Genomic DNA, 16,810 nt, shown 5'->3' with positions numbered 1-16,810 from the left:
GGGAGGGCGTGGGGCGGGTTGGGGTGGTCATCGGCCGGGGTTGGTCGGCCGTGTGGGGCGGACGTCCTGTGGTCATCGGAGGCCCTCAGCTCGTGTGCTCGGTTGTGGACAGGCCCAGCGCGACCAGATCCGGCATGGTTGCGCGCTGCGCGTCGCGGACCGCGTCCAGCACCGTGCCCTGGCCTGCGCCCGCCCGCGCGAAGCCGTCCTGCAGGACTCGCTGGGTCGCGCTCATCCGCGGGCCCCAGACCCAGCCGTCGCGGATCAGCCGCGCCTGCTCGTCGAACAAGCCGTAGATGTCCTGGCCGCCGTAGTACGCGCGGTCGAACGCCTGACGACCGACGTCGACCAGGGCCGGCGCCGCCGGGTACTGGCTGCTCGTGCCGCTCGACAGGCGGGCGCGCAGCGCGTCCGGGTGGGCGACCTGCCATTCGATGAACTCCATCGCCGCCTCGGGGTGGGCGCAGTCCTTGGTGACGGCGAACGTCGAGCCGCCGTGGGTGCCGACCGCCGGGTGGGCCGGGTCCCACTGCGGCAGCGGCGCGATCGCCCACTTGCCCTTCTGCCCCGGGCGGGCCTTCATCTGCGCGCCCGCGTCCCACGCGCCGCTCAGCCGGGCCAGCACCAGGCCCTGCCCGATCTGGGCGTCGCTCTGACGGCCCAGCGACGCGTTCGTGAAGACCAGGCCGTCCTCGATCAAGCCCTGCCAGTACGCGGAAACGCGCTGGGTCGCGGCGTCGGCGAGCGAGACGTTCCACGCGCCCGCCGACGTGTCGAACCAGCGCGCGCCGGCCTGCCAGGCGAACGCGGCGAACTGCAGGGCGCCGTCGGTCGGGAACAGCGCGATCCGGCGGCGGCCGTCGCGGATCCGGCGGGCCGCGGCGGCGAACTCGTCCCACGTCCGGGGAAGCGGCCCGCCGAACAGGTCCGAGCGGTAGTGCAGCACCATCGGCTCGACGTCGAGGGGAACCGTGAACACCCGGCCGTTGAACGTCGTCAGCCGCAGCGCCTGCGGTAGCAGCTTCGCGCGGAGGCGGTCGCTCACCAGGTCCGTGATGTCGCGGGCGACGCCGTCGATCGCGAAACCGGGCACCTGCGGGTATTCGATCGTGGCGACGTCCGGGGCGTTGCCCGCGCGGGCGGCGTTGCTCAGCTTCGCGTAACCGCCCTGGTCGCCGGACGGGATCTGCTGGAAGTCGACGCGGATGCGGTTCTGCGTGCGGTTGAACGCGTCGACGACCTGCTGGCTGCCGCGCAACGCCGACCAGAACGTGAGCCGCACCGGCCCACCCGAACCCCCGGGCGCCGAGCACGCGGCCGCCAGGGGCAGGGCCAGGCTCGCGGCCAGCACGGCACGGCGGCTTGCGGGCATCGTCGCCTCCTGTGGTGCGTTACGGGGACGCCCACAGTCTGATCACCTGAACGTTTTTCGGTCAATATCTCCGGTCAACTCGGTCAAACGATCGGGTTGAGCTTCGCACCTTCAGCTCGGGCAGCACCGCGACCTGACGCGACGGCCCGGCGTCCGCGCCGAGCCGTTCGAGCAGCAGCCCGGCCGCGAGCCGGCCCACCTCGGCCTTGGCCGGTGCGACGGCGGTCAGCGGCGGGCTCCCCAGCGCCGCGACGACGTCGTCGTAGGCCACGACCGAGCAGTCCCGCGGCACGGCGATCCCGGCCTCGGCCAGCTGCCGCACCAGCATCAGCGCGTCGATGTCGCCGTGCATGACCACACCGGACGTCCCGCGCTCGCGCACCACTTCGGCCAGCGGCGGCCCGTCGGCGACGGCGGCCGGGTCGGCGCCCGCGTCCGGCGCGCTGAGCACCGCGGTCGCGTCCTCGACCTCCGGCCGCGCGGCGCAGACCTCGGCGAACGCGGCGCGCAGCGCCCGCGCCGTCGGGCTGTCGTCGCGCGCGGCCAGCACCAGCCGCCGGTGCCCGAGCGCCACCAGGTGCGCCACCGCGAGGTGCATGCCGTACCAGTGATCCGTGTACACGGAATCCCTTGCGTGCAAAGCACTTCCCCGCCGGGGACGCCGTTCCAGCAGGACCACGGGCACCTCGACCTCGGCCAGCCAGCCATCGTCCGCGGCTTCGGCCTCGACGGTGCGCCAGCGCGGCGCGATCAGCAGCCCCCGGACGTCGCCGCCGGCGAGCGCGCGCTCCACGATCGGCCGTTCCGCCCCCGCGACCTGCGGCGCCGGGTGCAGCACGATCCGCGTGCCGTCCCCCTCCAGCGCGGCGCGGGCGCCGTGCACGACCTCGTTGAGGTAGGCGTGCCGCTCGGGCACGACCAGCGCGACGACCCCGGTGCCGCGCTCCCCCGGCACCGGTGCCCGCCGGGCCGGCACCAGCGACCGCGCGACGCCGTGACCTCGGCGAAGCCGGCCCGCGCGGGCCAGGTCTTCGACGTCCCGGCGGGCCGTGATGACCGAGACCTCCAGCTCGGCGGCGAGGTCGGTGACCCGCACCTCGCCCCGCGACTCGACCACGGCCAGGACCCGCTGCCGCCGGTCCGCACCCGTCTCCCGCATCACGCCACCTTGACTGCTCGTTTGACCGTTTGACCGAGCATAGCGATCAGGGCTGGAACGACAAAGGTCCCGCTTCTGTCCGGCGGAGGCTGAGGGGGGTTGCCTGCGAGCGGAAGCGGGAGTTCGAGGCCGGTACGGGGGTCGCCTCGCGGCGAGTGGCGCGACACGGCTCCGGCGGACCGGAATTCCGTGAAGGCAAGGGGTGAGGCCCGGGGACCCACCCGTACCGACACCCGTTACAACGCAACGGGAAACATGGTGTTCCCGCGCCTCGGGGTGACGTGCGGCACGCGCCGGTTCACCACCGTCCCAGCCGCTCCAGCAGGTGCCGGACCGGGAGGGTCATCGCGCCCAGCCCGAGCGCCGCGGTGACGCCGTCGTCCGGCGCGGCCAGCCGCCGCTCGAGCTCGGCCAGCAGCTCCCGGCCGTGGTCCAGGTCCACCGGGTGCCCGGTGGTGCCGACGGCGCGGACGACGTCACCGAGGGTCTCGATGAGGTCGGCGAGCGCGGCCCGCGCGTCCGGCCACGGGAGGACGAACGTCTCTTCGTGCTCCGAAGCCGTGCGGATCGCGCCGACCAGCTGCTCGATCGGCGGCCACAACCCGATCAGCGTCTCGGTCCGGCGGTCGTGGTCGTGACCGGACCGGGGATGCCGCCGTCGCAGGTTGAGGACGCGTTCCTCCCGCGTCTGCCGGACGGCGTCGGCGGCGGCCGTGACCAGGCTGCGCAGCTCGCGGGCCTCGCCGAGCCAGTCCTCGACGTCGTCGGGCGGCTCCTCCGCGCGGACCAGCCCGGCCGTGGCGTCGAGGAACGCGGCCATCGCGGTGGACAGCCGTCCCGCGGCCGCCGCGATCCGCTGCCCGAACAGCGGCGGGTACACCAGCGCGTTGACCGCGGCACCGATCGCCGCGCCCAGCGCCGTCTCGACGAGCCGGTCGCCGAGCAGCACCGTCGGCGTCCCGTAGGCGATCAGCAGCATGCCCGTGACGCCGACCCAGATCCCGGATTCGCCGAACCGCCGCCACGACCCGGCCAGCAGGCCGACGAACACCACCAGCCCCAGTGCCACCGCGGGCCACGGGATCAGCTGCCCGGCGATGCCGGCCAGGACGACGCCGGCGGCGACCGCGCCGACCTGCTGCGCCCAGCCGCGCACCGACCGGTAGACCGTCGTCTCCACGAGGAAGACCGCGGCGTAGGGGGCAAGGAACGGCTGGGGCAGGTGCAGCACCGCCGTCGCCAGCAGCCACGCCCCGGTCGCCGCGAGCGTCGCTTTCGCCGCCTGCACGAGGACGTAGCGTTCGCGGCCCGGGACGCGGAAGGCGCGTGTCAGCCAGCCCAGCGGCGTCCGGACGCCCTGGCCGAGGATGTCGTCGCCGGCCGCCGTTGTCGTCTGTTCCACCCGCCGCGACTACCCGAACCGGCGATGGATCACGCATGATCGCCCGGAATCCGGGTACCCGGGACGCATGATCACGTGGGAGGCCAGACCGGCACACGGTCTGCTGGAAACCGCTCCGCCGAAGCCGCTGCCGCTGCCCCGGTCCACCGCTTCGATCGGCGGTGACTTGCGCACGCTGTACGCGGCCGGCGCGCTCGACCTGCCGCAGCCCGGCACCGGCGGGCTGGTCGGCCGGTGGGCTGCTTTGGCCGCCATCGGCCGGATCGACCTGACCCTCGCGCGGCTGGCCGAGGGGCACACCGACGCCGTCGCGATCCTCGGCGAGGCCGGCCTGACCCCGGTGCCCGGCGCGCTCTACGGCGTCTGGGCGGCGAAGTCCGGCGGCACCGGCGCGGTCCTCGAAGACGGCAGGCTCGGCGGCACCGTGCGGTTCTGCTCCGGACTGTCCCTCCTGGACCGCGCGCTGGTCGCGGCGGGCAACCGGCTGGTCGACGTCGACCTCACCGACCCCGGTGTGCAGCGGCACCCGGACACCTGGCAGGCGGTCGGGATGGACGCCTCCGACAGCGGCGACGTCGTCTTCGACGGCATCCTGGTCTCCGCCGACTCGCTCATCGGCCCGCCGGACTGGTACATCGGCCGGCCCGGTTTCGCACTGGGCGGCGGCGGGGTGGCCGCCGTCTGGCTCGGCGGGGCGGCCGGCGTCTTCGACGGGGTCCTGGCGTACCTGCGCGAAACCGGCCGCGCCGACGACCACCAGCTGGCCCACCTGGGCGCGATGCACGCCGCCCTGCGCTCGGCCGAGACGCTGCTGCTGCACGCGGCCGGCACCATCGAGCAGGCCGCCGACCCGTGGCACGTCGCCAGCACGTGCCGCGCCGGCGTGGAGCACGCCGTGCGCGAGATCCTCGACCACGCGCCCCGGCTGACCGGCGCGAGCCCGCTGGGCCGCGACCGCCGGTTCGCGCAGCGGCTGGCCGACCTGGGGGTCTACGTCCGCCAGCACCACGCCGAACGCGACCTCGCCGCGCTGGGCCGTCAGGTGCTGGACGCCGGGGAGGGCGTGTGACGCCCGAGTCGGCGTGGACCCGCGAGTTTCCCGAGTGGACGGACGACCCGTTCACCCGCGCGCTGGTCGTCGCCGCCCATCCGGACGACGAGACCCTCGGCGCGAGCGGCCTGCTGCAGCACCTGCACGCCGCGGGCACCGCCGTGACGCTCGTGGTCGCCACCGACGGTGAAGCCGCGTTCCCCGACGCGGGCCCGGACGAACGCCGCGAGCTGGGCCGCACCCGGCGTCAGGAACTGCGGGATTCCCTGCGGGAGCAAGGACTTTCCGACGTCGAACCAGTCTGGCTCGGCCTGCCGGACTCGGGTCTCACCGAGCACGAAGACGCGATGACCGACGCGCTGCGCGAGCACGCCGACGGGTGCGACCTCGTGCTGATGCCGTGGCCGCAGGATCCGCACCCCGACCACCGCGCGGCCGGGCGGGCCGCGCTCGCCGCCGCGCCGGTGTCCGCCCACCGCTGGTCGTACCCGATCTGGCTGTGGCACTGGCACTCCCCCGCGGACACCGGGATCCCCTGGCCGCGGGCGCGGTCCTACCGCCTGACCGACGCCGAGCGCGCCGCGAAGGCCGCCGCCGTCGCGGCTTTCCCGTCCCAGCTCAAGCCCGGCCCGCGGGGTGAGGACCCGATCCTGCCGCCGGAGGTCCTCGCGCACTTCGACCGGCCGGCCGAGACGTTCTTCCGTGAGCCGCCCGCGCGTTCGGCGCCGGTGAGCCGGTTCGCGCAGCTCTACGCCGCCGACGACGACCCGTGGCACGTCGCCGACGGCTGGTACGAGCGGCGCAAACGCGCGGTGCTGCTCGCTTCCCTGCCGCGGGAGCACTACGGCACCGTCGTCGAGCCGGGCTGCGGCCTCGGCCTGCTGACCCGCGAACTGGCGGCGCGCTGCGACCGGCTGTACGCCTTCGACCCGGTACCCGATGCCGTCTCCCGGGCCACATCGCTCGTTTCTGACTTGTCCCATGTGGACGTCCACAGTGGATCCGTTCCGGCCGGGATCCCGGCGGGACCGGTGGATCTGCTGGTGTACAGCGAACTCCTGTACTACCTGGACGACGACGATCTCACAGCCACCATCGAGGCGTCGGCCTCGGCGTTGGCGCCGGGCGGGGACCTGGTCGCCCTCCACTGGCGGCCGTGGGCCCCGGAGGCGCCCCGCGACGCCGCCGAGACGCACGAACGGCTGCTCGCACACCCGGCGTTCGCACAGGTGGTGGCCCACACGGACGAAGCGTTCCTGCTGCACGTGCTGAGGCGCCGGTGATCACGGCGGTCGGCGTGGTCGTCCCGGCCCGGGACGAGCAGGACCTGATCGAGCCGTGCCTGCGCGCGCTCCGGCAGGCACTGTGGCGGCTGCCCACGCGGGTCGAGCGGGCGGTGTGCGTGGTCGCCGACCGGTGCGCGGACGACACCGCCGCCCGCGCCCGTTCCGTCTTCGGCGACTGGGCGACCGGCCGCGTCGTGGTCACCGACCGGCCCCGCACGATCGGCGAGGTCCGCGACCTCGGCGTCCACGCGGTGCGGGCCGAGCTGGCCGGGCACGCGGCGTCGGAGATCCTGCTGCTCAACACGGACGCCGACACGCGGGTCGCCTCGGGCTGGGCGCGCGAGCACCTGCGCCGCGTCGAGCGGGGCGCGCACGCGGTCACCGGCCCGGCCGAGCTGGCGGGCCCGTTCCCCGGTTCGCCGCACGCGGCCCGCCGTTACCACGCGGTGGTCTCGGGCGGGGTGAACGTCTACGGCGCCAACCTCGGCGTCCGCGCGGACGCGTTCGACACGGTCGGCGGCTTCGGCGTCTGCCGGACCGGTGAGGACCACGACCTGTGGCGACGTCTCGGCGAAGCCGGGTTCCGCTGCCGGGTGGAGCCGGCGGCGGTGGTGCGGACGAGCGCACGTCTGGACGGCCGCGCTCCGGACGGGCTGGCCTCGCTGCTGCGCAGCACGTTGCGCGAGGAACCGGTGGCCTGAGCATTCGGGCCGGCCGACGATTACCCTGGCCCAGCGCGGGTACGCGTAGAGCATGACCTCCGAAAGCCTGGTAGTGATCGGAAGTGGCGCGGCCGGGGTGTCGGCCGCCCGTGCGTATCGCGAGGCCGGTGGGCGCGGCGACGTCCGGCTGCTCACCGCCGACACGGATCCGCCCTACGAGCGGCCGCCGTTGTCCAAGGAGTTCCTGCGCGGCGAGACCGACGACATCGGCATGGAGAGCGAAGAGTTCTTCACCGGGCAGGACATCGCCGTGTCCCTGGGTGATCCGGTTGTCGAACTCGGCGACCATCGTGTGCGCACCGCCGCCGGTCTGGAGCACGCCTTCACCCGCTGCGTGATCGCGACCGGCGCGGAACCCGCCCGGCCCGCCATCCCCGGCGCGGACCACGTCGACGTGCTGGTGCTGCGGTCGGCGAAGTCGTCGCGTGAGCTGAAGAAGGTCGCGGCGGACGCTCGCAGTGCCATCGTCGTCGGCGCCGGGTTCATCGGCTGCGAGGCCGCGGTTTCGCTCGCGCGCCTCGGCGTGCAGGTGACCGTCGTCTGCCCGGAGGGCGTCCCCCAGGAGGGCCGCCTCGGCCGGGACGCCGGGATCCGGATCCTGCGGTGGCTCAAGGCCGAAGGCGTCAGCGTGCTGCGCGGCACGACGCTCGAGTCGATCGAGGCCGGCCACCGGATCCGCTCCGACCTCGTGCCGGTGCTCGACGCCGGGCTTGTCCTGCTCGCCACCGGCATCCGGCCGCGGGTGCAGCTCGCCGAGAAGGCCGGGCTGAAGATCGAGCAGGGCCGGATCCGCGCCGACGACCGGCTGCGCACCAGTGCGGACGACGTCTTCGCGGCCGGTGACGTCGCCTTCGCGGACAACGCCGCCGCGGGCCGCGCGCTGGCCGTCGAGCACTGGGGTGAGGGCCTCGCGATGGGCGCGATCGCCGGGCGCAACGCCGCGGGCGAGTCCGAGGCCTGGGCGGACGTCCCGGGCTTCTGGTCCGAGATCGGCGACCGGGTGCTGAAGTACGCCGCCTGGGGTGACGGCTTCGACCAGGCCCACCTGGTCGAGCATGACGGCGGCGGCTTCACGGTCTGGTACGAACGCGACGGCGCGGCGGTCGGCGTCCTCACCCACGAAGCCGACGACGACTACGAGCGCGGCGAGGACCTGATCCGGAAGGGCGAGCCGGTCACGGCCCGGTGACCAGCGGCTCCGCCCGCTCCCGGATCTCCTCGAACAGCTCGCCGACGTACTCGCGGACCCGCGGGCCGCCGTCGCGGCCGGTCCAGTAGCGGCGGACCGCGCCCACCAGGCGGTAGCAGACGTCGATGGGGACCAGGAAGCAGTCCGTGCCGCACTCGGCTTCGTGGAACAGGATCGCCTCGACCTCCGGCTCGGCCGCCGCGAGCAGCGGGTGGCCGTCGGACAGTTCGGTCCAGAGGTCGAGCGTCAGCAGGCTTTCGGTGGGACCGGCCGGCCCCGGGTGGAACGCCGCGACACCCGCCCCGCGGCGCAGGAAGAACGCGAAGCTCGCCGGGATACCCAGCCCGGCCCAGTCGATGCCGGTGACCGGGCGGTCCGGGTCCCACAGGTAGCGCTCGGGCACCGCGCGGTACCGGGGGTCGCAGCAGCGGCTTTCGGTGAAGAGCAGGAAACACGCGCGGCACGCGCACAGCAGGCCGCGGCGGCCGGTGTCGACGACGTGGCCGTGCCGCGACGCGACCGGCGTCCCGCACAGCTCGCACTTCTCCAGCCACGCCGAACGCTGCGCCGGCACCGGGCGGGGCCGGTCCCCGCGGTGCGGGAAACCGGTTCGGGAGCTCATGAAGCCCGCCCCTCGGTGGCGGCCCCCCAGCCGGGCGGCGGGCCCATGCCGATCTGGAAGAGTGCCGCGGGCTCGGCGATCTCGACGCCGGTCAGCTCCGGGGCGGCGTCGAGGAGCGCCGTTTCGAGGAGCGCGTCGGAGGCCGAAGAGCCACAACCACGACTGCCCGCGCGCCGCAGCCGGGCCACGCCGCCGTCGACGCCCAGGAACTCGGCGTCGCTGCCCAGCCGGTCCAGCGCGTGGCGGATCCGGACGTCCGCGTTGTGCGGGTGCAGGTCGTGCAAGACCAGGAGCCCGGACAGCAGGCCGTCTTCGGCGAGCGCGTCGACCAGGGCGGGGTCCCGCGCGCGCAGCACGCCGACGACCCGGGCGAGGCCTTCGCCGTAGAGGTCCATCAGCTGCCGGACGAGCTCCTCGGCCGGCTCCCGGCCGGCTCCGCCGAGCAGGACGCCCAGCAGTTCCTCGACGCGGTCGCCGACGGCGCGAACGGAGGTCATCGCCGTCACCAGCGGGTGGCCCGCGACGGCGTGGCCTGCGGTTCCTCGGCGCCCGCCTTGGTGCGGATCTCCCGCAGGATGCGGATCGCCGAGCCCGACACCGTGCTCGCCGCGGCCGGGGCGCCGGCGCCCGCCGGGTCCTCCATGAAGGGCATGAACTTGTCGGGGAAGCCGGGCATGGTGCAGCCGATGCAGATGCCGCCGACGTTCGGGCAGCCGCCGATGCCGTTGATCCAGCCGCGCTTGGGCACGTTGCACTTGACGACCTGGCCCCAGCAGCCGAGCTTGACCAGGCACTTCGGCGAGCCGTGCTGCTCGGCGAACTCGTCCTGCTCGTAGTACCCGGCCCGGTCGCAACCCTCGTGCACGGTGTTCTGGAACAGCCACTTGGGCCGCAGGGCGTCGTCGACGTCGATCACCGGCGCCCGGCCGGAGGCCTGGAAGAGCAGGTGCAGGATGGTCTCGGAGAGGTTGTCGGGCTGGGCGGGGCAGCCGGGGACGCACACGATCGGCAGGCCGGCCTTGGACCGCCAGTCCCAGCCGAGGTAGTCGGGCACGCCCATCGCGCCGGTCGGGTTGCCCGCCATCGCGTGGATGCCGCCGTAGGCCGCGCAGGTGCCGACGGCCATGATCGCCATCGCCTTGGGCGCCAGGCGGTCGAGCCACTCGCTGGCGGTCACGGGCTGGCCGGTGACCGGGTCGTTGCCGAACCCGGACCAGAAACCCTCGGTCTTGTTCGACTCGTCGGCTATCGAGCCTTCGATCACCAGGATGAACGGCTCGAGCTCACCCCGATCGGCTTTGTGCCACCACTCGATGAAACTGTCACGGCCCTGTTCGGGACCGCATTGGAAATCGAGGAACGGCCAGTGCATTTCGATCTTCGGCAACCCGGGAAGACCGCCGAGAACGATCTCTTCGATGCTCGGCTGGCTCGCCGCGGTCAACGCGACGGATTCCCCGTCGCAGCTCAGGCCGCCATTCATCCACAGGATATGAACGGTCGGTGGCTCATAAACCGGTTCGGCCGAAGGGCCGTTGCCGTTCTGCGTGGCCCTGTCCATCGATGCGCACCTCTGCAGGCTCGGGGATCTTCAGGCTCGGGTTCTTCAGGAATCCCGCCCCGGGACGGCCCGGCGGACGCCCACCGTAGACCTGTCCGGCATTCGCGGCAAGAGTGTCCCCCGCACGGACGGCACCGTCCCTGCTCCGTTCCGGGGTCGGGGAAAATCCCTGCGACGGCTACACTCGGAGGCCACCGGAAGGGGCACTTCGAGTGGTTGAGTCGGCTGGTCGGTCGCGCGGGGGATCGATCGAGGTGGTATCGGTCGAGGTCAGCACGAAAGTCTTTCCGGCCCGGCCGTCCGCGGTTCCGGAAATCCGCGAATTCCTCCGCGGCTGCCTCGCGGACTCACCACTGCCCGAGTCCGAAGATCGGGAACTCGGAAACACGATCCTGACCACTCTGCTGGCGGCGGCGGGACCGGCGGGAATGATCGAAATCTCGTGCCGGAAATACCCCGGACGGGTCGAGTTCGACGTCCTGCCTTCGGCGACCGCGCACCTCGACCCGGCGGCGGCGACGGAACCCGATCCGGAAGAACCCGACCCCGCCGAAAGCTTCGCCGACTGGATGACGGAGGCCCTGCGCCGGTCCGGCACCACCCGGGAAGCCGCGGCACAACGGCTGGGCGTGTCGGTGAAGACGGTGAACCGCTGGATCGGCGGCCAGACCGAGCCGCGGCTGCGTGAGCTGCGCCGGATCCAGGACCAGTTCGGCGACGTGCCCCTGCGCTGACCGGTGGACACTTCTGTCCCGGCCTCAGCCGAGCGTCCCCGTGCCCTCCCCCGCCCACGACCCCGGCGTCGCCAGCTCGATGGTGCAGCCGGCCGAGTCGGAGCTGATGTCGAGCCACTCGCAGATCTGGTCGGTCATCCACAGTCCGGTGTCGGAGCGGCGCAGGTCCGGCGGCCGGGACCCGAAGAACGGCGGCAGGTCGAGCGGCTCGTCGCTGTGCAGCGTGCACACGACCCGCCCGGCGGCCGGCCGGACCCACACCTCGGCCCGGTTGATGCCGTGGTCGATCAGGTAGGCGATCGCCTCGCCGACGGCGATGCCGAACATCGCCACGGCGTTCTCGGGCTGCAGCAGCGGCCCGGCCTTCTCGAGCACGTAACGCCGCACGGCGATCAGGTCACCCTCGAAGCGGAAGATGTCGGCCCCTTCGCCGAGCGGCGGCGGTGATGCGGGGAAACCGTCGACCCGCGCGGGCGCGGTGAACTGCTCGGAGGGCTTCGCCTGGCCGTCGACCAGGAACTCCGGGTGCGCGCGGCGGGCGTCCTCGATCGCGCCGGCCTCGAAGACCCTGGTGTCGTACGGGCAGACCAGCCAGATCCCGGTGCCGGCGAGGGACACGTTGAACCCGGCCTCGGCGAGCTTCCACTCGGCCGCGCCGCGTGCGACGCGGGCCGGCTCGGCCAGCACCCGCACCGTGGTGCCCGGTGTGGTCGACCGGTAGCGCGTCCAGTACCGGTGCAGGGCGGCGGCCAGCTGGGGCGGACGGCGTTCGAAGCAGGCCGGCTCGACCTGGACGAGCTTGCCCGCGTCGGCCCCCAGCACGTCGTCGAGCAGCTCCTGGTTGGCCTGGGTCGTGCTGACCAGCACCGGCTCTCCCCGCCGCAGCCCGTCCCGCGCGAACGGCACGGCCATCGCGAGGAACTCCTCGTCGCTGCCGTAGACGCAGCTCTGATGCCGGAAGTCCGCCTCGGCGGGAAGGGGCGTCGGGGTCGCCATGCGCGTTTCAACCTCCGGAACCGGTCGTCGAAGACGACCGCAAGATGGTGTCGTTCCCCAGAACTCGAACGGGAACGTGGGGAGAGTACCCGGGCCGACGCCTTTCCGGTATCGCCGCGCGAATGCATTCCACCTTTCGGACCAGCAGCAGGCCGTACGTTTGGAACGTCTGGGTACCGTGCCATTTATGTCTCGCGCCATGATCACCATTGCCGCAGGTCAACGACCTGGTTGTCGCTCGGCGTCGAGCGCCGAGACCATTTATGTCCGAAGGGCGCGGACGCGCGAACACAACTGTCCCGGCGGTCCCGCAAAAACGGTGAGACGGCATAACGAGGTGCGGCGGTGGTTCGCAAAATACAAATTTCCGGTATTCGGCGGGAAGGCCCGGCGACACCCGGTCCGCGCCGGCTCTGGGCACCCCCCGAAGAGCACCCAGAGCCGCGCGGGTCGCGCCACCCCCCGTCGCGCGACCGGAGAACACCCGCCGGGCCTCCCCCGTCCCGGTGGGTGTTCTCCTCGATCCCCACGGTGCCAGGCGGCCCGATCCGGCGGCAGGGAGTCGACCGGGGAGGATGGGCGGGAGGATGCGGGGAGATTTCGCCGAAGGCCTTGACGTCCGCTTCGTCCTGTGGTTGACACTCGGCGCGAAAATGCCTCAGACTGGATCTCGCTGTGCCACGTTGGCGGGGAGGGTTGACCGTGGCGACACCCAACACCGTGCTGCGTGAGCTGCGGGAACGCACGAGCTCGTCCCGGTATCCCGGCGAAGGCCTGTCCCGCCAGGAACTGGCCGAGAAGGTCAATTCCCACCTGTGGACCACCCACCGGCAACGGGTCGAGGTCGACGCCGGGTACATCGGCAAGCTCGAACGCGGCGTGATCCGCTGGCCGGGCGGTTCCTACCGGGAAGCACTGCGCACGATCCTGCGGGTTTCCACGGACGCCGAACTCGGGTTCGGCAACACCCGGCGTGCCGCGGTCCCCGTCGCCGAGCCTGGCCCGGTCCCGTCCGGCGTGCCGGACACCGTCGACGAGCGGCACGTCCGGGACGTCGCCGGTGCCGCCGAGCTGCTGAGCGCGTGGGACCACCGGCACGGCGGCTGGTCGCTGCTCGAAGCCACGCTGGCCCAGGCCCGCTGGGCGCGCGAGCTGGTGCGCGCCGGCTGCCCGGCGCCGCTGCGTGCCCCGCTCCACCAAGCGGTCGCCGATCTCGTCGGCGCGTGCGGGTTCAAGCTCTTCGACACCGGCGCCCACCGGGAAGCGAGCCGCTACTTCCGCTTCGCTCTCGAGTGCGCGGAGGAGGCCGGCGACTGGCACCGCCGCGCCCGGATCCTCGCCCGGATGGTGCGCCTGGCCGTCGAAACCGGCCAGGCCGACCAAGCGCTGACCTTGGCGGAGTACGGGCTGGTGCGCGCCGATCGCCTGTCCCCCGTCCGGCAGGCGATGCTGCACGCCGCGCACGCCAAGGCGTTGGCGGCAATGCTGCGGAAACAGGAGGCCCTGCGCGCGATCGGCGCCGCGGACGAGGCCTTCGACCGGGCGTCGGACGACGACTTCGCGACCCTGCCCACCGACCGCTACACCCGCGCCAACCTGGCCGGGGAAACGTGCGAGGCGCTCGCCACGCTGCGCACCGACTTCGGTGCGAGTTTCACCTTGGCCCAGAACGGTTTCGGCGACGAATACCCGCGGTCCCGGGTCCTGGCCGAGCTCAAGTTCGCGTCGTTCACGCTGGCGACCGGCGACCCGGCCGAAGCGGCCCGCATCGGCCACGTCGCGCTCGACACCGCCGAGCGGATGCGCTCCGGCCGGGTCGACGAACTGGTCCGCGTCCTCGAACGGGAAGTCGCCGAAGAGAACAGCCGCGCGGTGCGCGACCTCCACGACCGGCTCAGGTCGTCCGTGTGCCGGTGAGCGTTCCGGAAGCCAGGACGTGTCCCGCGAGCACCGAGGGCACGGCCTGCGTGTCGGCGACCTCGGTGAAGTCGACGTCGATGTCGAGGGCGTAGAGGTGGAAGCGGTAGCGGTGCGTGCCGTGGCCGGGCAGCGGCCTCGGCCCGACGTACTTGGCCTGACGGCGGTGATTGGGGACGAACCGGAAGCGCGGGTCGTCCGGCGTGAGCGCACCTTCCGGGAGGGCGCTCTCGATCGGCCTGAACGCGGCGATCGTGTGGATGCCGGGCGTGGCACCCGGGTTGTCGAGGTCTTCGAGCACGAAGACCAGGCCCTGGGTGCCCTCGGGAAGGGCGCTCCACGCGAGAGCGGGTGAGACGTCCTCGCCGATGAACTGCCCGCAGTGCTTGGCGGGCACCACTTCCCCGTCACCGAAGGCCGGTGACGTCAGCGTGATGCGGTCGCCGGTCGCGAGTTCGGGGGCGTTGGCGATGCTCGCGGCTTCGTCGGGGCGCCGCTTGCGCAGCAGCCGGCCGACGGGGACGAGCAGGGCTTCTACGGGGTGCATGGTGGTCCTGTTCAAGAATCGGCGAGACGGAGGAGAAGTGGAGCGATCCGGAGCAGGTCGTCGCGTTCGGCGGCGGTCAGTTCGGCGAGCCGGCCGTTGAGCCAGTCCTCCCGGTGACGGCGGGACGCCGCGGCCGCCGCCCGGCCCCCTTCGGTCAGCGTGAACAGGACCTTGCGCCGGTCGTCCGCGCCGCGGGACTTCGTGACGTGGGCGAGTTGCTCGAGCCGCCGGACCGTCTGGCTCATCGAGCCGAGCGTGACCTTCGCGGTCGCGGCGAGGTCGCTCAGGCTCAGCGGGCCCTCCTTGTCGAGGACGACGAGCACGAGCAGCGCGGCCTCGGAGACCTCGCCCTCCACGCGTTCGGAACGGAACCGGCTGTAGAGCCGCACGACCGCGCGTCGCAGCTCCGCGCCGACCGCGCCGACGTCCTCGCTCACGCCACACCTCCTAATACTTAGTAGACCATAGCATCTACTGAGTACTACTAAGCAAAGTGCGCTCGCGCGTGGCTCTCCTCCAGGGACAGGCCGTGCTGCCGGCCGTCGACGATCGTCCAGAAGCGGGGGCACTTCAGCGGTTCGCCGGCCGGGCACCGCTGCCCGTGTTCGAGGGCGGTGCGGGCCACCTCGATGCGGTGCTGCCGCTCGGCGAGCTCGGCCAGCTTCTGCTCGATCAGCTCCTGGCGGCCGTCTCCCTCGCCCGAGAGGAAGCTCGCGATCTCGGCCAGCGTGAAGCCGATCTCGCGGAAGAAGAGGATCACCCCGACGTCCTTGACCGCCGACTCGGTGTACCGGCGGCGGCCGCCGTCGCGGGTCGCCGGCCGGACCAGGCCGAGTTCGTCGTAGTACCGCAGCGTGGTCGCCGGCACACCGGTGCGTGCGGCCAGCTCACCGATGGGCAAAGTGCGCTCGGTCATTGACTTCGAGCCTACTCGAAGTGGTTCTCTCGGCCCATGGACATCAAGGAACGGGTGCTGGGCCACGGATTGCGCTGGTGGGCCCGGCACGGCGGGATCGCGCAGTTCCACCGGCCGGCCGGTGCCGCGGGGCACGTCGCGGGCTGGGTCATGGGACGGCGTTCGTCGAACGTGGCACGCAACCGTTGGGCGGCAAGGCTTCTCGACGTCCAAGCGCCCGAGCATGTCCTCGAGCTGGGCTGCGGTCCGGGGGTGGCCGTCGCCGCGCTCGCCGGCCGGGCGACCCGCGGAATGGTGGTCGGCGTCGACCATTCGGCCGTCATGATCCGGCAGGCCGGCCGCCGCAACCGGGCCGCGGTGAAGGCCGGGCGGGTACGCCTGATCCACACGCCGGTCGAAAGCCTGGCCCTCGATGGCGAGCCGTTCGACGCCGCGCTGGCGGTCAACACCCTCGGCATGTGGCCCGAACCGGCCGCCCGGCTGCGCGAACTCGCCCGGCTGCTGCGGCCCGGCGGCCGCATCGCGCTGGTGTCCCAGCCCCGCTGCGCCGGCGCCACCGCGGCGACGTCGGTGACGGCCGCCGACGAGCTGACGGCCCTGCTCACCGGCGCCGGGTTCGACGGCCTCCGGACCGAAACCCTCGACCTGGACCCACCGGTGGTGTGCGTGATCGGGTACGTCAGCGGCAGAGCTGCGCGCGCAACGTCGTGAAGGCCCACTCCTCCCACGCGCCGGCCTGCCAGCCGCAGTCACGGACGAACAGCAGGTAGAGCTCCGGGCTCAGCACCCCGAACAGCACGTCCGCCACGCGGCCGACCGGCAGATCCGGTGCGGCGCCGGTCTTTTCCACCAGGGATTCGGCGGCCGCGGCGTGCACGACGTACCGCGGGTCCTGGTCGCGTGGCCAGAGTTCGGCGATCCCGGGGTCGACGGTGGCCGCGGTGCGCAGAACCTCCAGCACGGGCGCCACCCGGCCGAGGATCGCCACCGTGCCCCGGACGTGGGCCCGCAGCAGGTCTTCGGCCGTCGACGCCGCGAGCGCGTCCCGGAACCAGTCGCGGTCCATGGTCGCCACCGGCTCGTCGTCACCCGCGATCGTGGTGTCCACGAACTCCTTGAGCAGGGCGCGTTTGTTCCCGAAGGTGAAGTAGATCGTCTGCACCGCGACCGATGCGGCGTCGGCGACGTCCTGCAGCGCCGTCGCGCCGTAGCCGCGCTCGAGGAAGAGCCGCCCCGCCGCCGCCACCATCCGGCGCCGGGTCTGCCTCGTCTGCTCCGCCCGGGCACCGCTCTTGACTCGCGCCATGGCCATAGTCTAGCTCTAGAGTCATGCACT

18 protein-coding genes are annotated in these 16,810 nt (G+C 73.0%); 7 read left to right on the top strand and 11 right to left on the bottom strand.

Going from position 1 to position 16,810, the window contains the following annotated elements:
- Positions 1–85: 85 nt before the first annotated feature.
- The 3 genes from ACIOD2_RS42215 to ACIOD2_RS42205 form a co-directional block, all read right to left on the bottom strand.
- Positions 86–1,372: an ABC transporter substrate-binding protein gene (locus ACIOD2_RS42215; protein WP_400551000.1), complete on the bottom strand. Its 1,287-nt coding sequence runs from the start codon at positions 1,370–1,372 to the stop codon at positions 86–88.
- A gap of 61 nt (positions 1,373–1,433) precedes the next feature.
- The gene (locus ACIOD2_RS42210) at positions 1,434–2,531 is read right to left on the bottom strand and encodes a substrate-binding domain-containing protein (RefSeq protein ID WP_400550999.1); all 1,098 of its coding nucleotides are present in this window, start codon (positions 2,529–2,531) and stop codon (positions 1,434–1,436) included.
- Between the two features lie 298 nt (positions 2,532–2,829).
- Positions 2,830–3,933 carry an aromatic acid exporter family protein gene (locus ACIOD2_RS42205; protein ID WP_400550998.1) on the bottom strand — a complete coding sequence of 368 codons (1,104 nt, stop codon included), beginning with the start codon at positions 3,931–3,933 and terminating at the stop codon, positions 2,830–2,832.
- A gap of 67 nt (positions 3,934–4,000) precedes the next feature.
- Between ACIOD2_RS42205 and ACIOD2_RS42200 the strand changes: the two genes are divergently transcribed.
- From ACIOD2_RS42200 to ACIOD2_RS42185, 4 genes are read left to right on the top strand one after another with little or no spacing between them, the layout of a single operon-like run.
- The gene (locus tag ACIOD2_RS42200; protein ID WP_400550997.1) at positions 4,001–5,002 is read left to right on the top strand and encodes an acyl-CoA dehydrogenase family protein; all 1,002 of its coding nucleotides are present in this window, start codon (positions 4,001–4,003) and stop codon (positions 5,000–5,002) included.
- Complete coding sequence (locus ACIOD2_RS42195; protein WP_400550996.1) at positions 4,999–6,267, top strand: bifunctional PIG-L family deacetylase/class I SAM-dependent methyltransferase; 1,269 nt, start codon at positions 4,999–5,001, stop codon at positions 6,265–6,267. The genes ACIOD2_RS42200 and ACIOD2_RS42195 overlap by 4 nt, the downstream gene beginning before the upstream one ends.
- A complete protein-coding gene (locus ACIOD2_RS42190) occupies positions 6,264–6,971 on the top strand; it encodes a glycosyltransferase (protein ID WP_400550995.1) in 708 nt (235 codons plus the stop codon). The genes ACIOD2_RS42195 and ACIOD2_RS42190 overlap by 4 nt, the downstream gene beginning before the upstream one ends.
- A gap of 52 nt (positions 6,972–7,023) precedes the next feature.
- On the top strand, positions 7,024–8,181 hold the full coding sequence (locus ACIOD2_RS42185) for an NAD(P)/FAD-dependent oxidoreductase (RefSeq protein ID WP_400550994.1): 1,158 nt from the start codon (positions 7,024–7,026) through the stop codon (positions 8,179–8,181).
- Here the strand turns inward: ACIOD2_RS42185 and ACIOD2_RS42180 are convergent.
- The 3 genes from ACIOD2_RS42180 to ACIOD2_RS42170 are packed head-to-tail and all read right to left on the bottom strand — an operon-like array spanning position 8,168 to position 10,364.
- Positions 8,168–8,803 (bottom strand): DUF5947 family protein, encoded by a 636-nt coding sequence (locus ACIOD2_RS42180; protein WP_400550993.1) that lies wholly within the window; start codon positions 8,801–8,803, stop codon positions 8,168–8,170. The genes ACIOD2_RS42185 and ACIOD2_RS42180 overlap by 14 nt on opposite strands.
- On the bottom strand, positions 8,800–9,300 hold the full coding sequence (locus ACIOD2_RS42175) for a NifU family protein (protein WP_400550992.1): 501 nt from the start codon (positions 9,298–9,300) through the stop codon (positions 8,800–8,802). The genes ACIOD2_RS42180 and ACIOD2_RS42175 overlap by 4 nt, the downstream gene beginning before the upstream one ends.
- A 5-nt stretch (positions 9,301–9,305) precedes the next feature.
- Positions 9,306–10,364, bottom strand: coding sequence for a hydrogenase expression protein HypE (locus ACIOD2_RS42170; RefSeq protein ID WP_400550991.1), 1,059 nt, complete (start codon positions 10,362–10,364; stop codon positions 9,306–9,308).
- A gap of 428 nt (positions 10,365–10,792) precedes the next feature.
- Here ACIOD2_RS42170 and ACIOD2_RS42165 point away from each other — a divergent pair, with 428 nt between their 5' ends.
- On the top strand, positions 10,793–11,098 hold the full coding sequence (locus ACIOD2_RS42165) for a multiprotein-bridging factor 1 family protein (RefSeq protein ID WP_400550990.1): 306 nt from the start codon (positions 10,793–10,795) through the stop codon (positions 11,096–11,098).
- A gap of 24 nt (positions 11,099–11,122) precedes the next feature.
- On the opposite strand, the gene ACIOD2_RS42160 is transcribed toward ACIOD2_RS42165, so the two are convergent.
- Complete coding sequence (locus ACIOD2_RS42160; RefSeq protein WP_400550989.1) at positions 11,123–12,094, bottom strand: anti-sigma factor RsbA family regulatory protein; 972 nt, start codon at positions 12,092–12,094, stop codon at positions 11,123–11,125.
- A 702-nt stretch (positions 12,095–12,796) separates the two neighbouring features.
- On the opposite strand from ACIOD2_RS42160, the gene ACIOD2_RS42155 reads away from it, so the two are divergent.
- Positions 12,797–14,011 (top strand): multiprotein-bridging factor 1 family protein, encoded by a 1,215-nt coding sequence (locus ACIOD2_RS42155; RefSeq protein ID WP_400550988.1) that lies wholly within the window; start codon positions 12,797–12,799, stop codon positions 14,009–14,011.
- On the opposite strand, the gene ACIOD2_RS42150 is transcribed toward ACIOD2_RS42155, so the two are convergent.
- Genes ACIOD2_RS42150 through ACIOD2_RS42140 form a run of 3 tightly spaced genes read right to left on the bottom strand, consistent with a single transcriptional unit; the run spans position 13,989 to position 15,474 of the window.
- On the bottom strand, positions 13,989–14,558 hold the full coding sequence (locus tag ACIOD2_RS42150) for a YbhB/YbcL family Raf kinase inhibitor-like protein (RefSeq protein ID WP_400550987.1): 570 nt from the start codon (positions 14,556–14,558) through the stop codon (positions 13,989–13,991). The genes ACIOD2_RS42155 and ACIOD2_RS42150 overlap by 23 nt on opposite strands.
- An 11-nt stretch (positions 14,559–14,569) precedes the next feature.
- Positions 14,570–14,995 (bottom strand): MarR family winged helix-turn-helix transcriptional regulator, encoded by a 426-nt coding sequence (locus tag ACIOD2_RS42145; RefSeq protein ID WP_400550986.1) that lies wholly within the window; start codon positions 14,993–14,995, stop codon positions 14,570–14,572.
- A gap of 47 nt (positions 14,996–15,042) precedes the next feature.
- Positions 15,043–15,474 carry a MerR family transcriptional regulator gene (locus ACIOD2_RS42140; RefSeq protein ID WP_400550985.1) on the bottom strand — a complete coding sequence of 144 codons (432 nt, stop codon included), beginning with the start codon at positions 15,472–15,474 and terminating at the stop codon, positions 15,043–15,045.
- A 36-nt stretch (positions 15,475–15,510) separates the two neighbouring features.
- Between ACIOD2_RS42140 and ACIOD2_RS42135 the strand changes: the two genes are divergently transcribed.
- Positions 15,511–16,185 (top strand): class I SAM-dependent methyltransferase, encoded by a 675-nt coding sequence (locus tag ACIOD2_RS42135; RefSeq protein ID WP_400550984.1) that lies wholly within the window; start codon positions 15,511–15,513, stop codon positions 16,183–16,185.
- On the opposite strand, the gene ACIOD2_RS42130 is transcribed toward ACIOD2_RS42135, so the two are convergent.
- Entirely contained in the window at positions 16,154–16,780 is a 627-nt protein-coding gene (locus tag ACIOD2_RS42130) for a TetR/AcrR family transcriptional regulator (protein ID WP_400550983.1), read from the bottom strand. The two genes, ACIOD2_RS42135 and ACIOD2_RS42130, sit on opposite strands and share 32 nt — an antisense overlap.
- Positions 16,781–16,810: the final 30 nt, after the last annotated feature.

Source organism: Amycolatopsis sp. NPDC088138 (assembly GCF_044741685.1).
Taxonomy (GTDB): domain Bacteria; phylum Actinomycetota; class Actinomycetes; order Mycobacteriales; family Pseudonocardiaceae; genus Amycolatopsis.
This window is presented reverse-complemented; position numbering and strand designations above follow the sequence as displayed.

What these genes read in the sequence shown, in the direction of transcription:
- ACIOD2_RS42200 (WP_400550997.1), top strand. Translation starts at nt 4,001, where the DNA reads ATGATCACGTGGGAGGCCAGACCGGCACACGGTCTGCTGGAAACCGCT.
- ACIOD2_RS42150 (WP_400550987.1), bottom strand. Translation starts at nt 14,558, where the DNA reads ATGCACCCCGTAGAAGCCCTGCTCGTCCCCGTCGGCCGGCTGCTGCGC.
- ACIOD2_RS42210 (WP_400550999.1), bottom strand. Translation starts at nt 2,531, where the DNA reads ATGCGGGAGACGGGTGCGGACCGGCGGCAGCGGGTCCTGGCCGTGGTC.
- ACIOD2_RS42170 (WP_400550991.1), bottom strand. Translation starts at nt 10,364, where the DNA reads ATGGACAGGGCCACGCAGAACGGCAACGGCCCTTCGGCCGAACCGGTT.
- ACIOD2_RS42165 (WP_400550990.1), top strand. Translation starts at nt 10,793, where the DNA reads ATGATCGAAATCTCGTGCCGGAAATACCCCGGACGGGTCGAGTTCGAC.
- ACIOD2_RS42185 (WP_400550994.1), top strand. Translation starts at nt 7,024, where the DNA reads ATGACCTCCGAAAGCCTGGTAGTGATCGGAAGTGGCGCGGCCGGGGTG.
- ACIOD2_RS42140 (WP_400550985.1), bottom strand. Translation starts at nt 15,474, where the DNA reads ATGACCGAGCGCACTTTGCCCATCGGTGAGCTGGCCGCACGCACCGGT.
- ACIOD2_RS42135 (WP_400550984.1), top strand. Translation starts at nt 15,511, where the DNA reads ATGGACATCAAGGAACGGGTGCTGGGCCACGGATTGCGCTGGTGGGCC.
- ACIOD2_RS42180 (WP_400550993.1), bottom strand. Translation starts at nt 8,803, where the DNA reads ATGAGCTCCCGAACCGGTTTCCCGCACCGCGGGGACCGGCCCCGCCCG.
- ACIOD2_RS42215 (WP_400551000.1), bottom strand. Translation starts at nt 1,372, where the DNA reads ATGCCCGCAAGCCGCCGTGCCGTGCTGGCCGCGAGCCTGGCCCTGCCC.
- ACIOD2_RS42130 (WP_400550983.1), bottom strand. Translation starts at nt 16,780, where the DNA reads ATGGCGCGAGTCAAGAGCGGTGCCCGGGCGGAGCAGACGAGGCAGACC.
- ACIOD2_RS42160 (WP_400550989.1), bottom strand. Translation starts at nt 12,094, where the DNA reads ATGGCGACCCCGACGCCCCTTCCCGCCGAGGCGGACTTCCGGCATCAG.
- ACIOD2_RS42175 (WP_400550992.1), bottom strand. Translation starts at nt 9,300, where the DNA reads ATGACCTCCGTTCGCGCCGTCGGCGACCGCGTCGAGGAACTGCTGGGC.